Origin of the sequence: Collimonas arenae (assembly GCF_000786695.1) — a bacterium.
GTDB lineage: Bacteria > Pseudomonadota > Gammaproteobacteria > Burkholderiales > Burkholderiaceae_D > Collimonas > Collimonas arenae_A.
Genome location: NZ_CP009962.1, coordinates 2,401,476 through 2,416,591, shown reverse-complemented (window position 1 = coordinate 2,416,591; position 15,116 = coordinate 2,401,476). Strand labels below are relative to the sequence as shown.

The 15,116-nt window shown below is 55.2% G+C and carries 10 protein-coding genes and 1 tRNA gene; 3 read left to right on the top strand and 8 right to left on the bottom strand.

The annotated features are described in order from the left end of the window. Nucleotides 1–67: 67 nt before the first annotated feature. The 8 genes from lon to LT85_RS10775 all read right to left on the bottom strand — a co-directional run bounded on the left by lon (nucleotide 68) and on the right by LT85_RS10775 (nucleotide 11,690). Nucleotides 68–2,482, bottom strand: coding sequence for an endopeptidase La (lon, locus tag LT85_RS10810; RefSeq protein ID WP_038488446.1), 2,415 nt, complete (start codon nucleotides 2,480–2,482; stop codon nucleotides 68–70). Between the two features lie 329 nt (nucleotides 2,483–2,811). After that, the gene (gene clpX / locus LT85_RS10805; RefSeq protein ID WP_038488443.1) at nucleotides 2,812–4,080 is read right to left on the bottom strand and encodes an ATP-dependent Clp protease ATP-binding subunit ClpX; all 1,269 of its coding nucleotides are present in this window, start codon (nucleotides 4,078–4,080) and stop codon (nucleotides 2,812–2,814) included. A 200-nt stretch (nucleotides 4,081–4,280) separates the two neighbouring features. Beyond that, the gene (gene clpP / locus LT85_RS10800) at nucleotides 4,281–4,907 is read right to left on the bottom strand and encodes an ATP-dependent Clp endopeptidase proteolytic subunit ClpP (protein ID WP_038488440.1); all 627 of its coding nucleotides are present in this window, start codon (nucleotides 4,905–4,907) and stop codon (nucleotides 4,281–4,283) included. 88 nt (nucleotides 4,908–4,995) lie between these two features. Then, nucleotides 4,996–6,348 (bottom strand): trigger factor, encoded by a 1,353-nt coding sequence (gene tig / locus LT85_RS10795; RefSeq protein WP_038488437.1) that lies wholly within the window; start codon nucleotides 6,346–6,348, stop codon nucleotides 4,996–4,998. A 191-nt stretch (nucleotides 6,349–6,539) separates the two neighbouring features. Further along, nucleotides 6,540–6,989 (bottom strand): CreA family protein, encoded by a 450-nt coding sequence (locus LT85_RS10790; protein ID WP_052135513.1) that lies wholly within the window; start codon nucleotides 6,987–6,989, stop codon nucleotides 6,540–6,542. Nucleotides 6,990–7,209: 220 nt separating this feature from the next. After that, nucleotides 7,210–7,296, bottom strand: a tRNA-Leu gene (locus tag LT85_RS10785). A gap of 132 nt (nucleotides 7,297–7,428) precedes the next feature. Further along, nucleotides 7,429–10,521, bottom strand: coding sequence for an efflux RND transporter permease subunit (locus LT85_RS10780; RefSeq protein ID WP_038488431.1), 3,093 nt, complete (start codon nucleotides 10,519–10,521; stop codon nucleotides 7,429–7,431). Further along, a complete protein-coding gene (locus LT85_RS10775; protein WP_081992247.1) occupies nucleotides 10,518–11,690 on the bottom strand; it encodes an efflux RND transporter periplasmic adaptor subunit in 1,173 nt (390 codons plus the stop codon). The genes LT85_RS10780 and LT85_RS10775 overlap by 4 nt, the downstream gene beginning before the upstream one ends. A gap of 226 nt (nucleotides 11,691–11,916) precedes the next feature. Here LT85_RS10775 and hpnC point away from each other — a divergent pair, with 226 nt between their 5' ends. The 3 genes from hpnC (at nucleotide 11,917) to hpnE (ending at nucleotide 15,082) form a co-directional block, all read left to right on the top strand. Further along, the gene (hpnC, locus tag LT85_RS10770) at nucleotides 11,917–12,729 is read left to right on the top strand and encodes a squalene synthase HpnC (protein ID WP_038488428.1); all 813 of its coding nucleotides are present in this window, start codon (nucleotides 11,917–11,919) and stop codon (nucleotides 12,727–12,729) included. A 131-nt stretch (nucleotides 12,730–12,860) separates the two neighbouring features. Next, nucleotides 12,861–13,694, top strand: coding sequence for a presqualene diphosphate synthase HpnD (gene hpnD / locus LT85_RS10765; protein WP_038488425.1), 834 nt, complete (start codon nucleotides 12,861–12,863; stop codon nucleotides 13,692–13,694). Nucleotides 13,695–13,729: 35 nt separating this feature from the next. Continuing rightward, on the top strand, nucleotides 13,730–15,082 hold the full coding sequence (gene hpnE, locus LT85_RS10760; protein ID WP_038488422.1) for a hydroxysqualene dehydroxylase HpnE: 1,353 nt from the start codon (nucleotides 13,730–13,732) through the stop codon (nucleotides 15,080–15,082). Nucleotides 15,083–15,116 lie beyond the last annotated feature (34 nt).

Genomic DNA, 15,116 nt, shown 5'->3' with positions numbered 1-15,116 from the left:
AAATAAAAAAAGCGCCCTTGCGGACGCTTTTCTGAGAACAATCTGTCAAGCCTGAGAATTCAGCAACTTAGTGCTTCACCACGCTCGTATCGGCCTTCTCGCTACCCTTTGCAACCGTAGCCGCATCCAGCACCGCTTCTTCTTCGGTCAATGGCACCGGCTGACGTTCCAGGGCGATTTCAAGCACCTTGTCGATCCAGCGCACCGGTACGATTTCCAGCTTGTTCTTGACGTTGTCCGGAATCTCGGCCAAGTCTTTCACATTCTGCTCTGGAATCAATACCGTCTTGATGCCGCCACGATGCGCCGCCAGCAGCTTTTCCTTCAAGCCGCCGATAGGCAAGACCTCGCCTCGCAAGGTGATTTCACCTGTCATGGCAACGTCCGCACGTACCGGAATACCGGTAAAGATCGATACCAACGCAGTCGTCATGCCAACGCCGGCCGAAGGTCCGTCTTTCGGCGTCGCGCCTTCCGGCACGTGAATGTGGATATCGCTCTTGTCGAAAGCCTCGCTCTTGATACCCAGCTTGCCGGCGCGACTGCGCATGACGGTACGCGCTGCTTCGATCGATTCCTTCATCACGTCGCCCAAGGTACCGGTACGGATGATTGCACCTTTACCCGGCATCTTGACGGCTTCGATAGTCAGCAATTCGCCGCCCACTTCAGTCCACGCCAAGCCGACTACCTGGCCGATTTGATTTTCCTTCTCGGCTACGCCGTAGTCAAAACGCCGCACACCGAGGAATTTATCGATATTCTTGGTAGTGACAGCAACCTTCTTTTCCTGTTTCTTCAACAGCAGGAGCTTGACCACCTTGCGGCAGATCTTGGAGATTTCACGTTCCAGCGAACGCACCCCCGCTTCACGCGTGTAGTAACGAATGATGTCGCGGATTGCACCTTCTGCGACGCTGATCTCTTCAGCCTTCAAACCATTGTTCTTGATTTGCTTGGGCAGCAGGTATCGTTGCGCGATATTGGTCTTTTCATCTTCGGTGTAGCCAGACAGGCGAATCACTTCCATCCGGTCCAGCAATGCCGGCGGGATGTTGAAGGAGTTCGAGGTCGCCACGAACATTACATCAGACAAGTCGAAATCGACTTCGATGTAATGGTCCGAGAATGTATGGTTCTGCTCAGGATCCAGCACTTCCAGCAACGCTGACGATGGATCGCCACGGAAATCCATGCCGAGCTTGTCGATTTCATCCAGCAGGAACAGCGGATTACGCACCCCTACCTTGGTCAGGCTTTGCAAGATCTTGCCGGGCATGGACCCGATGTAGGTGCGGCGATGACCGCGAATTTCAGCCTCGTCGCGCACACCACCCAACGCCATCCGCACAAACTTGCGGTTGGTGGCGCGGGCGATCGATTGACCCAGCGAAGTCTTACCCACGCCTGGAGGACCGACGAAACACAGGATCGGTGCCTTCAGTTTGTCGACGCGTTGTTGCACGGCGAGATATTCCAGGATGCGTTCCTTGACCTTGTCTAGGCCATAGTGATCGCCTTCCAGTACTTTTTCCGCATTGCCGAGTTCATTGTTGACCTTGGATTTCTTCTTCCATGGCAAACCGACCAGCGTATCGATATAGTTGCGTACCACGGTGGCTTCGGCCGACATCGGCGACATCAGTTTCAGCTTCTTCAGTTCGCTCTGGGCTTTTTCCAGGGCTTCCTTAGGCATCTTGGCGGCAAGAATCTTCTTTTCCAGCTCTTCCAGATCCGCACCCTCTTCGCCTTCGCCCAATTCCTTCTGGATCGCCTTGACCTGTTCGTTCAGATAGTATTCGCGCTGCGATTTTTCCATCTGGCGCTTGACGCGGCCACGGATACGCTTTTCCACTTGCAGAATATCCAACTCGCCTTCGAGTTGGCCGAGCAGGTGCTCGTAGCGCTTGGCGATATTGAAAATTTCCAAGATCACCTGCTTTTGCTCCAGCTTCAGCGGCAGGTGCGCAGCGATGGTGTCAGCCAGGCGGCCGGCATCATCGATGCCGGACAGCGAAGTCAGGATCTCTGGCGGGATTTTCTTATTGAGCTTGACGTATTGGTCGAACTGCTGAACGATGGCGCGACGCATCGCCTCCACTTCAGCCTCGTCGCCCAACTCCGATTCAAGCGGCGTCAGATCGGCAACGAAATGCGTGTCGAGTTCACTGATGTGATGAATACGGGCGCGTTGCGCACCTTCCACCAATACCTTGACAGTGCCGTCAGGCAGTTTCAACATTTGCAAGATGTTGGCGACGCAGCCGATTTCATAAATATCGTCCGGCGACGGCTCGTCCTTGGCGGCAGCTTTCTGGGCTGCGAGCATAATACTCTTACCCTGCTCCATCGCTGCTTCCAGGGCCTTGATGGATTTAGGGCGACCGACGAATAATGGGATCACCATATGCGGAAATACAACCACATCCCGCAAAGGCAAGAGAGGCAACTGAGTTTGTTCAGTAAATGTAGAAGTCGTCATGGCGAGCCTTATCAAAAAAACTTACTAATGATGTTGGCACGAGTGGCCGAAACTCAAGCCCCAGTTTCAACAATAAATCACCACTTCTAAGAGGTTTCCGGGAAAACCACTGTTTTGCGAGGGCAAATAAAAAAGCCACACGCGAAGCTGACTTCGGGTGGCTTTGCGATTGAAGCCAAATCGTATATTTTGAGAAATTGTACTACTTTTGGGTCAAAAACCTGCTTAAACCCCTGCTTTTTACAAGGCTTTACAATATTGCCGGATTTTCCCGGCTAGCACTGGCCAGCCAAAATCGACGGTAACCAGCGCTCATCGGAGCGGCGCGCTTATTTTGCGCCTGAGACCTTCGGTTGCTCATGATAAATCAACAATGGCTTGGCGCCATTGGTGACGGTATTCTCATCAATCACCACCTTGGCGACATTCTGCTGACTTGGCAAATCATACATAACGTCAAGCAAGACATGCTCCAGGATCGAACGCAAGCCGCGAGCGCCGGTTTTACGCGCCAACGCGCGCTTGGCGATGGCTTGCAAGGCGGCAGGGCGAATTTCCAGCTCAGCACCTTCCATCTGCAGCAATTTGGAATATTGCTTGACCAATGCATTCTTCGGCGCAATCAGAATCTCGATCAGCGCCTCTTCGTTCAGCTCTGCCAAAGTTGCGATCACCGGCAAACGGCCGACCAACTCCGGAATCAGACCGAAACGGGTCAAATCTTCAGGCTCGGCATCCAGCAAGACTTCGCTGGAAGTACGCTGGCTCTGGCTCTTCACATTTGCCGAAAAACCAATGCCGCTCTTTTCCGAACGCTCGGAAATGATCTTTGCCAGGCCGTCGAAAGCGCCACCGCAGATGAACAGGATGTTGGTAGTGTCGATCTGTACGAAATCCTGGTTAGGATGCTTGCGCCCGCCTTGTGGCGGCACCGAAGCCATGGTGCCTTCGATCAGCTTCAGCAAGGCTTGCTGCACGCCCTCGCCCGATACGTCCCGGGTGATTGAAGGGTTATCCGATTTGCGGGAGATTTTATCGATTTCATCGATATAAACGATACCGCGTTGCGCCTTCTCGACTTCATAATTGCAGTTCTGCAGCAATTTTTGAATGATGTTTTCAACGTCCTCACCAACATAGCCGGCTTCGGTCAGGGTAGTTGCATCAGCGATCACGAAAGGCACATTCAGCATGCGCGCCAGCGTCTGCGCCAGCAAGGTTTTGCCGGAACCAGTAGGACCGACCAGCAAGATATTACTCTTCGCCAGTTCGATGTCATCTTTCTTGCCGAGGTGCTTGAGACGCTTGTAGTGGTTGTACACCGCCACCGACAAAATCCGCTTGGCAGGCTCCTGGCCGATCACGTACTGATCAAGCAACTCGCTGATTTCCTGCGGGATCGGCAATTCCGACTTTTGACCATCCAGTGTTTCGACGTTCGAAGCTTCATCGGTAATGATGTCATTACAGAGATCGATACATTCATCGCAGATGAATACCGATGGCCCGGCGATGAGTTTTTTCACCTCATGCTGGCTTTTGCCGCAGAAGGAGCAGTAAAGCAGTTTTTCGCCGCTGGAAGATTTTTTATCAGGCATAAAGGCAGTGTTTAAGTAAAACTAAGGGAGAGCGCATTGTCCAAGGAACAAACAACGGACGACAGGCATTGATTTTATATTACCCGCGAAATTGATGTTCGTCACGCCCGAGCAATTTTTGAAAAGCAAAACGCCCGTACCTTTGGGGCCGGGCGCCGAGCATTCCTTCAATTACGCAATAATCAAGTTCAGCAAGCTGATCAAGCGCGTGTCGCCAGGACTTTATCAATCAGACCATATTCCACAGCGGCTTCAGCCGACATGAAATTGTCGCGATCCGTATCCTTGCTGATCTGCTCGATAGTCCTGCCGGTCTTGTCGGCCAGGATACCGTTCAGACGTTCGCGCAGGTACAGGATTTCCCGCGCCTGGATTTCGATATCCGAGGCTTGTCCTTGCGCCCCACCCAAAGGCTGGTGAATCATGATGCGTGAATTCGGCAACGAAAAACGCTTGCCCTTGGCGCCAGCAGCCAGCAAGAAAGCCCCCATCGAAGCAGCCATACCAGTACACAACGTCGATACATCCGGCTTGATGAACTGCATGGTATCGAAAATCGCCATGCCGGCCGAAACCGAACCGCCAGGAGAATTAATGTACAGGGAAATATCCTTTTCAGGATTTTCGCTTTCCAGGAACAGCAACTGCGCCACGATCAGATTGGCAGTCTGGTCATTGACCGGGCCGACCAGGAAAATAACGCGCTCGCGCAATAAACGCGAATAAATATCATACGACCGCTCGCCGCGGCCGCTTTGCTCAATCACGATAGGCACCATGCCGAGCATGTCAGTATCCAGTGCCGAATTACGATTAAAGCCTGTCATAGTATTCCTTATGGAGAGCGCTCAAAACTTAATCAGTCCACCGACCGGTGGCCAGGCAATCTTGCCCGGCCCCGATTATGCAGGTTGATTAAGCCTGTTGCCCGTTGTTGCTCATCAATTCATCGAACGCAACCGATTTCTCAGTCACTTTCGATTTGCCCAACACGTAGTTAACGACGTTTTCTTCCAAAACAAGGGCTTCGACCTCTGCCAGACGGCGACGATCGCTGAAATAATATTTCAGGACTTGTTGTGGATCTTCGTAGCTTTGAGCAAAATCTTCGACTTGCGCCTTGACTTGCTCAGGTGTTGCTTGCAATTTGTTTTCCTTGACCACTTCAGCCAGGATCAGGCCCAGGCGGACGCGGCGCTCAGCTTGTGCTGCGAACAACTCTGGCGGGAAAGGCATATCATTGACCTTCATGCCGCGTTGCGCCATATCTTGACGTGTCATTTCAACCAGACGCTCGACGTCTTGATCTACCAGCGCCTTAGGCACTTCCAGATCGCTGACCTTGATCAGGGCATCCATCACGCTGTCTTTGTTCTTGGCTTTCACGCGGGAACCGACTTCGCGTTCCAGATTCAGCTTGATGTCAGCGCGCATCTTGGTCAGGTCGCCATCATCGATACCCAGAGTCTTGGCAAATTCTGCGTCGACTTCCGGCAGGTGCGCCCACTCCAGTTTCTTCAGGGTGATGGTGAATTCAGCAGTCTTGCCAGCCACATCCTTACCATGGTAATCCGCTGGGAATGCCAGTTCAAAGGTCTTGGCTTCGCCGACTTTCAAACCGATAGTTGCGTTTTCGAACTCTGGCAACATGCGGCCTTCGCCCAATACGTAAGCATAGTCATCAGCCTTGCCGCCTTGGAATTCAACGCCGTCGATCTTGCCGACGAAGTCAACAGTCACGCGGTCGCCGTTCTTTGCTGTCAGGTCGCTGCCGCCATCGCCGTGCTCGCCTTGCTCGCCCTTGACGTGGTAGTGCACGCGTTGCTTGCGCAGGATGTCGATGGTTTTATCGATTTCTGCATCGCTGACTTCAGCCTTGGTCTTTTCGACTTCAACCGCGGTCAGATCACCGATCTTGACTTCAGGATAGATTTCGAAAGTCGCATCGAACGCCAGCGTGCCTTCAGCAACGCCTTCGCTGTTCTTTGGCTCGATCTTCGGATAGCCCGCGACGCGCAGGTTGTTTTCGTTGGCTGCAGTGTTGAAAGCGCTGCCGACCTTGTCGTTCAACACTTCGGTTTCCACCTGATAGCCGTATTGTGCTGCGACCATTTTCATCGGCACTTTACCTGGGCGGAAGCCAGGCGCTTTAGCGGTGCGAGCGCGAACCTTCAGGCGCTTCTCGACTTCGGTTTGCACTTCGCTGATAGCGATAGTGAGGGTAAGGCGGCGTTCAAGTTTATCCAGAGTTTCGACTGCAGTTGCCATGTGGATCGTCCAAAAATTAAAAATTCCGTGGTGCGACCAGAGTAAATGGCGTAAATATTGTCATTTCCACCTCAACCCTGTCGCGCTAAAGTCCGATATTCTATACGTAAAACAGCCGGTTGCGCCAAAACGCGTCGCTACGCAGCTATATAAGGCAGCGAATGGACCGATGAAACCATTTATATAACCGCTTATTTAAGCGGAATCGGGTTGCTGGCCGGCACCGGCACGGCGGTAACGCTGTTTTGCGGACTACCATCCACCAGCTTATCCGAATACGTCAGATAAACCAGCGTATTTCGTTTCGGGTCAACCAGCCGCACAATATGCAAGCGCTTGAACAATACCGACATGCGCTCAGTAAACACATCTTCTTGCAACGGCAACTTACCTGTGAATTGCACTGTCGTCGCCACTTGGCGACAGGCAATCGACGCCTCTGCTCTGTCTTCCGCCAAGCCGACAGTGCCTTTGACGCCGCCAGTGCGCGCCCGCGAAACATAACAGGTCACACCCTGCACCTTGGGATCGTCATAGGCTTCAACCACCACCCGGTCATTGCGGCCGACCCATCGAAACGCGGTACTGACCTCACCCACTTGCTCCGACGCTGCTTGCGCTGCGCCCGAAGCGAGCGTCATGAATGCGGCGCAACCAGTTAAAACCAGCAACAACTGTGATTTTGCAAGCATGTTTACTCCGAGAAAGAAAAATCCGATTGATTGTATGTGTATACGGAGGCCTGCAACGCAGGCTTTTTTTGCTAGCTCAATTCAAAGCAAAAAACGCAGGCGTAAAAAAACCCTCAATAGAGGGTTCTTCAATCTTCAGCCAGCCGGTAAGGTAATTCAGTACCAGCGCTGGTGCGACCGAGAGGACTCGAACCTCCACAAGATTGCTCTCGACAGGACCTAAACCTGTTGCGTCTACCAATTTCGCCACGGTCGCATTTGCTTCATTTCACCCAATACGGAACAGCAATATCGGGCAGCCCGCTATTCTACTGCAAGCTGTACGATATGGCGAGAGGCCAGGATGCTTTCCCGTCAAAAATTTGTTCTCCGGACAATAGACCGACAACTACGGCTTTTTGACTCTGAACCAGGCAGCATACAACGCCGGCAAAAATAGCAACGTCAGGCCGGTGGCGACAATCAAGCCGCCCATGATCGCAACCGCCATCGGTCCCCAGAACACCGAATGCGACAAAGGAATCATCGCCAGCACTGCCGCAGCTGCGGTCAGCATGATCGGTCGGCAACGACGCACCGCTGATTCGACAATCGCATCCCAGGGCGCTACGCCATTAACAATATCATGCTCGATCTGATCGATCAGGATCACCGAGTTGCGGATGATCATGCCAAACAGCGCGATGACCCCGAGCTGGGCAACGAAGCCGAATGGCCGATGCAAGATTAGCAGCGCCGCCGCGGCGCCGGCTATTCCCAGCGGCCCGGTCAGAAACACCAGCAGTGAGCGCGAGAAACTGTGCAATTGCAGCATCAGCAAGGTAAATATGATGAAAATCACCAGCGGCACATTGGCAGCGATCGAATCCTGCGCCTTGCCCGCATCATGCGCCGCGCCTGCGACGTCGATCAGATAACCTGGCGGCAGTTGCGCTCGGATCTTGTCGAGCTGCGGGTTGATCTGGTCGGTCACGGTCGGCCCCTGCACGCCGTCGATGACGTCGGCCTGCACTGTAATCGCCCAATTGCGCCACTCGCGCCACACCACGCCCGGCTCCCATACCAGCTTGACGGTCGCCACTTGCGCCAACGGCACCGATTTGCCGCTGGCGGTCGGAATATTGGCTTGGTTCAAAGCATCGATAGTGGCGCGCTCGTCCAGCGGCTGGCGCACAACGATGTCGATCAGGCGGTCATGCTCGCGATACTGGCCAATAGTGGTGCCGGTCAACAAGGTATTCACGGTTTGCATCACGGTTTGCGAACCTATCCCCAGCGTACGCAATTTATCCTGGTCCAGATCGACCCGGAGCACCTTGACCGACTCGTTCCAGTTGTCGTTGAGACCGGTGATATTCGGATTGGCATTCATTACGCTCTTGACCTGGTCGGCAATCGCCCGCACCTTGGCGGCATCGGTGCCGCTGACGCGGAATTGCACCGCGTACGGCACCGGCGGTCCGCTCGGCAGCAGCTTCACACGACCTCGCACTTCCGGGAAACCATGTTTGAAGGCATCGGTGATTTTCAGGCGCAGGGCATCGCGCGAAGCCAAGTCTTTTGTCAGCAACACCAGCTGGGCCACATTGGTCTGCGGCAGGATCTGGTCTAACGGCAGATAAAAACGCGGACTGCCGCTGCCGACATAAGTGGTCATGCTTTCCAGTTCCGGCGCATTATGAATAAAGGCCTCGAACTTCTTGGCCTGTGCTTCGGTGGCGGCAAACGACGATCCTTCCGGCAACCACAATTCAATCATCAGCTCCGGCCGGCTGGAATCGGGGAAAAACTGTTCTTCGATAAATTTGAAGCCGAAGACGCCCAAGGCAAACACCATCAAGGTCAAGGCGATAGTCGTCTTGCGCCATTCCACGCACCAGTTGACCGCGCGCCGCACCCGCGAATAAAACGGCGTATTGAACAATTCATGATGTCCGTCAGCACCCGCAGCCGGCTTGACCTTCAGCAGCAAATAACCGATATACGGCGTAAACAACACCGCCACCAGCCAGGAAATCAGCAAAGCTATCGCATTTACCGAAAACATCGAAAACGTATATTCGCCGGCGGCCGACTTGGCCAGCCCGATCGGCAGGAAGCCGGCGGCGGTGATCAAGGTGCCGGTCAACATCGGCATTGCGGTGGAGGTGTAGGCAAAGGTCGCCGCCTCAAGCCGCGACAAACCCTCCTCCATCTTGCGCACCATCATTTCGACCGCGATGATGGCGTCGTCGACCAGCAAACCCAGCGCAATGATCAGCGCGCCCAGCGAGATCTTGTGCAAATCGATGCTGAAGATGCGCATGAACAAGAAGGTCACCGCCAGCACCAGCGGAATCGTCAGCGCCACCACCAGACCCGGCCAGACGTCGATGCGGAACGGTTTGGTATGAAAACCGAGCGACAGAAAACTCACCGCCAGCACGATCAATACCGCTTCCATCAAAGTCTTGAGAAACTCATCGACCGACTCAGCGACAATTTTAGGCTGGTTGGACACGCGCTCCAGGTTGATCCCGACCGGCAATTTGGCCTTGATCTCCGCCGTCATCCGCGCCATGTCTTTACCCAGCGCAATGATATCGCCACCCTTTACCATCGAGACGCCCAGGCCGATGACTTCCTTGCCGTTATAACGCATCTTTTGCGATGGCGGATCGACGTATTCACGTTTGATGGCAGCAAAATCGCCCAGCCTGAAAGTGGTGTTATTGGCGCGCAGCTGCAAATTTTCCAGATCCTTGGGCGAGGTCAACGCCCCGCTCACGCGGATCTGCAAATTGTCGCTGGCCGTGACCAGCAGGCCGTTGGACTGTAGTGCATTCTGCGCACTCAACTGGTTGACGATGTCCTGCACCGTGATGCCGAGCTGGGAGAATTTTTTCTGGGAAAATTCAATAAAGATTTTTTCGTCCTGCACCCCAAACAGATCAACCTTGGCAACTGATGGCAAGGTCAGTAACTGCTGGCGCACGAAATCGGCATAATCCTTGACATCGGCATAACTGAAACCGTCGCCAGAAACTGCAAAGATCGAGCCGTAGGTTTCGCCGAACTCATCGTTAAAGAACGGGCCCAACACGCCCTGCGGCAAGGTCAGCTGGATATCGCCGATCTTCTTGCGCACCTGGTACCAGGCATCTACGGTTTCCTTGGGCGTGGCGGACTCTTGCAGCTGCAGGATAATCAGCGTCTCGCCCGGCTTGGAATAACTGCGGATCGTGTCCACATGCGGAGTTTCCTGCAGCTTTTTTTCTAGTTTATCCGTAACCTGGTCGGCCATCTGCAAAGCAGTCGCACCCGGCCATTGCGCCGACACCACCATGGCGCGGAAAGTAAACGGCGGATCTTCATCCTGACCAAGGCGGCCATAGCTCAGGATGCCGCCGATCACCAACACCACCATCAGGTAACGCGTCAGCGGTATATGCTCCAGCGCCCAACGCGACAGGTTGAAACCGCTCTTTTTGCCGTTGCTCATTGGCCGGCTCCGCTCACGGCGGCAACCTTGGCCGCAGGCAGGCTAGCTTCAGGCGCATTCAGAATCGTGACCTTTTGTCCCGGCTTCAATTGATTGACGCCGGCCGTGACTATCTGCTGGCCGCCTTGCAGCGCTCCCTGGATCCATACTTCATTGCCATGCTGGCCTGTGATTTCCACCGGCACCTGACGCACCTTGCCACCGTCAACCACCCACACCACGCTATGGTCCTGCACCCGCAGCAGTGCGGTGAGCGGCACTTTGAGCGCATCGTCGCTGGTCTTGCTGGTGAACGCCGCGTAAGCCGTCATACCTAGCTTGACATTCGGAGTGTCATCCGGGATTGCAATCTTGATGGCGTAAGTACGGGTTACCGGATCGGCGATCGGCGACACTTCGCGGACCGTGCCATGGATTATCTGCTTGGGGTCAGCCCATAAGCGCACCTGCACATCGCCGCTGGCGCGCAGCTTATCGACCTGGTTTTCCGGTGCGCCGACCACCACTTCCTTGGCGCCCTGGCGCGCCACGCTGACCACAGGCGTTCCCGCCGCCACCACTTGCCCAGCCTCGGCATTGATCGCAGTAACTACACCATCAACGTCCGATTCCAGAGTGGCGTAAGCGGTCTGATTCAACTGTCCGCTGAGAGCCGCCTGCGCCTGGTCGTAGCTTGCCTGCGCCGCCTTAAAGGCCGTATCTTTCTGGTCCAGCACCGCCTGGCTGACGAAATTCTTGTCGCGCAATTCCTGGTAACGCTTGAAGTCGGCCTTGGCCGTATCGCGATTGCTGGCCGCCGACGACAGCGCCGCCGCCGCCTGCGCTTGCGCCAGCTGCAAGTCTTTTGGATCCAGTCGCATCAAGACCTGGCCACGTTTGACCACTGTACCGACATCTACTTGGCGCGCAGTGATCTTGCCGCCGACGCGAAAGCCCAGTTGCGATTCATAGCGTGCCTGCACCGCTCCCGGCAACTCGGATGTGACGTCGGCATTGGCTGGATTCAGCACGATGACGCGCACCGGACGGATATCCTCGACCTTTTCCGGCGGTTTGGAACAGGCCGCCAGCAAGGACAATGTGCAAACAAACAATAAGGAAGTGAAGCGGGATGCGCTCGCCAACGTACGCGGGCCTTCAAATGAACGCGGATTTATCTGAGTCGACACGTTTTTTCCTTTACTATTCTGGGCTGTTGTCGTTTTGCGCATTGCCATCAGGATATTTATCAAGTGAACGTTGGGCGCTGCTGCACTGGATTTAGCTGGCCCGCGAATTAATAACTCTAAAGTCAGTAATTATAATTGCGTGCGATCAAGTTTGCCCAAGGCTTTTTTGCATCCACACATAATAGAGACAAAAATGTCTTTTTAACAAAACATTTGCCAGCGTCCAATGCCCATCAATCATTACGAAAATTTCCCGGTCGCGTCGCTACTACTGCCCGCGCGCTTGCGCCCCGCAGTCAATGCCATTTATGCCTTTGCCCGTAGCGCCGACGACATTGCCGACGAGGGCGACGCCAGCGCCGACCAGCGTTTGCGCGAATTGAATGCCTATGAAGCTGCACTAGACAGAATAGAACAAGGTCACGCAGCCGATAGCCAGCTATTCCAGGCGCTACAACAGGTGATCGCCGAATACGGGTTGCCGCTGACGCCGTTTCGCGACCTGCTATCAGCATTCAAACAAGACATAGTTACCACGCGCTATAGCCAGTTTTCCGACCTGCTCGATTATTGCCGCCGCTCGGCCAATCCGGTCGGCGCCCTGATGTTGCATCTGTATGGCGCCGCCAACCCGCAAAACCTGCGCGATTCCGATGCCATCTGCTCAGCGCTTCAATTGATTAATTTTTGGCAAGACGTCGCCATTGACGGGGACAAGACCCGCATTTACCTGCCGCTGGAAGATTTGCAGCGCTTTGGCGTGTCGCAGGCGCAGCTTGCTGGCGGCACCGTGGATCATGCCTGGCGTCGCCTGATGGAATTTGAAATACAACGCGCACGCAGCATGATGACCGGCGCCCAGGATCTGGCGCTCAGACTGCCAGGCCGGATCGGCTGGGAATTGCGGCTGGTGATACAAGGCGGCTTGCGCATCCTGGAAATGCTGGAAGCAGTCGATTACGACATGTTCCGCCAGCGACCGAAACTAGGGAAAGCCGATTGGCTGCTGCTGGCCTGGCGTGCCTTGCGCATGAGATAAAGTAATAAAATCAGCAAACAAGCAGCGTTTCTTACGTATACTTCGGGCAAGTTGTTCTTAGGCTGACTGCAACACAGTCCGCCCTACACGTTTTGCCTATTTTTTGCGAATTTATTACCGTTTTTATATCCATGTCCCCAGACGAATACTGCCAGCAAAAAGCCGCCCAGAGCGGTTCCAGTTTTTACTACAGCTTCCTGTTCCTGCCGGCCGAGCGCCGCCGCGCCATTACAGCACTGTATGCGTTTTGCCGCGAAGTAGACGATACGGTCGACGAATGCACCGATGAAAGTGTAGCGCGTAGCAAGCTGATGTGGTGGCGCAAGGAAATCGCCGCCATGCTAGCCGGCAATCCGTCCCACCCGGTAACCCAGGCGCTGCAACCGCACCTGCTCACCTACGGCCTGGAAGGCAAGCATCTGCAAGCCATTGTCGACGGCATGGAAATGGACCTGAACCAGACCCGCTATCTGGACTATCCCGGCCTGAAAAAATATTGCTGGCATGTCGCTAGCGTGGTCGGTATCCTCTCGGCCAGTATCTTTGGCGTGAGCCAACCGCAAACCCTTGAGTTCGCAGAAAAGCTTGGCTTGGCGTTCCAGCTGACTAACATCATCCGCGACGTCGGCGAAGATAGCCGCAAGGGCCGCATTTACCTGCCGGTCAACGAGCTGCAGCAATTCAGCGTCACCGCCGCCGACATCCTCAACGCCCGTTACAGTGAAAATTTCGTCAATCTGATGCGTTTCCAGGTGGCGCGTGCGCAGCAAGCCTATGACGAAGCCTTTGCCTTGCTGCCTAAGCAAGACCGGCGCGCCCAGCGCCCCGGCCTGATGATGGCTGCGATTTACCGAGCCCTGCTCAACGAGATAGAGCGCGATGGCTTTCATGTATTGAATCAACGCATATCGCTGACGCCCATCCGTAAACTCTGGCTGGCGTGGAAGACTTATGTACGCGGCTAAATTGATCCCGTCGACCATCCTTTTTGCCTACTAAGATGGCTGCCGACGCACAACAGATTGCCGTCATCGGCGCCGGCTGGGCCGGTTGCAGCGCCGCCGTCGAACTGACGCAAGCCGGTCATCAGGTGACCTTGTTTGAAGCCAGCCGCCAGCTGGGCGGCCGTGCGCGTCGGGTCGACATCGGCGAAACCATACTCGACAACGGCCAGCACATCTTGCTGGGCGCGTATAAGCAAACCCTGCAAATGATGCGCAAAGTCGGCATCGATCCCGACCGCGCCATGCTGCGCCTGCCATTGCAAATGTGCTATCCGGCCGGCAGCGGCGGCATGACCTTCGCCACGCCGCGCTTACCAGCTCCTTTGCATCTGCTGGCGGCGCTCTGGCGCGCAGATGGCCTGGAACGCGAGGACAAGCTGGCGTTGGCGCGTTTTTCTTCAGCCGCACGCTGGATGGGCTGGCACCTCAATGACGATTGCAGCGTCAGCACCTTGCTTGAGCGCTTCGACCAAACCGAACGCCTGATCCGGCTGATGTGGCGACCGCTATGCATTGCCGCCCTCAATACCCGGCCAGAGCAAGCCTCGGCACAAGTATTCCTGGCGGTATTGCGCGACAGTCTCGGCGCCCGCCGCAAAGCGTCTGATATGTTGTTACCGCGCTATGACCTGAGCAGTCTGTTTCCACAACAGGCTGCAGCCTTCATTGAAGAACGCGGCGGCAACCTGGAGTCTGGTCGTAGCGTCCGCCAATTGCGCCGGGACGGTGAGCAATGGCAATTGCAATGCAACGAAAGCAGTCAGAATTTCGATGCCGTCGTGATCGCCACTCCGCCTGAAGCCGCAGCGGCGCTGCTGGAAGATTGCGCCGATGCTGCCCTGCTCGCCGCATTACGCAGCTTTGAGTACGAACCGATTACCACTTGCTACCTGCAATATGCCAGCGATACTCGCTTGCCACGACCATTCTTCGCCCTGATTGACGACCCTGAAAACGCCGCCGACACCGACGCGCCGGCCTGGGGTCAGTTCGTATTTGACCGCGGCCAGCTCGATCCAGCACAAGCCGGCTTGCTGGCGGTGGTGATCAGCGCCTCGTCCGCAGCAATCCTGGATGGCCATCAAGCCCTGAGCCATGCTGTCGCCGCGCAAATCGCTGCCGCCTTCCAGCAACCGCAATTGGCACAACCGCTATGGAGCCAAGTGATTTCCGAGAAGCGCGCCACCTTCGCCTGCACCCCGGATTTGCCACGCCCGGACAACGACAGCGGCTTGCCCAAGCTGATGCTGGCCGGCGACTACACCGCAAGCGATTATCCGGCGACGCTGGAGTCTGCAGTGCGCAGCGGTCGGCAGGCGGCGCAAGAGCTGTTGCAACAGCTCCCTTAGCACTCTGCGGCAGCTCGTCACTTGAAAATGCTTC

Bases quoted from the DNA above. Each gene is read 5' to 3' on its own strand.
- lon (WP_038488446.1), bottom strand. From the start codon at position 2,482: ATGACGACTTCTACATTTACTGAACAAACTCAGTTGCCTCTCTTGCCT.
- clpX (WP_038488443.1), bottom strand. From the start codon at position 4,080: ATGCCTGATAAAAAATCTTCCAGCGGCGAAAAACTGCTTTACTGCTCC.
- clpP (WP_038488440.1), bottom strand. From the start codon at position 4,907: ATGACAGGCTTTAATCGTAATTCGGCACTGGATACTGACATGCTCGGC.
- tig (WP_038488437.1), bottom strand. From the start codon at position 6,348: ATGGCAACTGCAGTCGAAACTCTGGATAAACTTGAACGCCGCCTTACC.
- LT85_RS10790 (WP_052135513.1), bottom strand. From the start codon at position 6,989: ATGACGCTCGCTTCGGGCGCAGCGCAAGCAGCGTCGGAGCAAGTGGGT.
- LT85_RS10780 (WP_038488431.1), bottom strand. From the start codon at position 10,521: ATGAGCAACGGCAAAAAGAGCGGTTTCAACCTGTCGCGTTGGGCGCTG.
- hpnC (WP_038488428.1), top strand. From the start codon at position 11,917: ATGCCCATCAATCATTACGAAAATTTCCCGGTCGCGTCGCTACTACTG.
- hpnD (WP_038488425.1), top strand. From the start codon at position 12,861: ATGTCCCCAGACGAATACTGCCAGCAAAAAGCCGCCCAGAGCGGTTCC.
- hpnE (WP_038488422.1), top strand. From the start codon at position 13,730: ATGGCTGCCGACGCACAACAGATTGCCGTCATCGGCGCCGGCTGGGCC.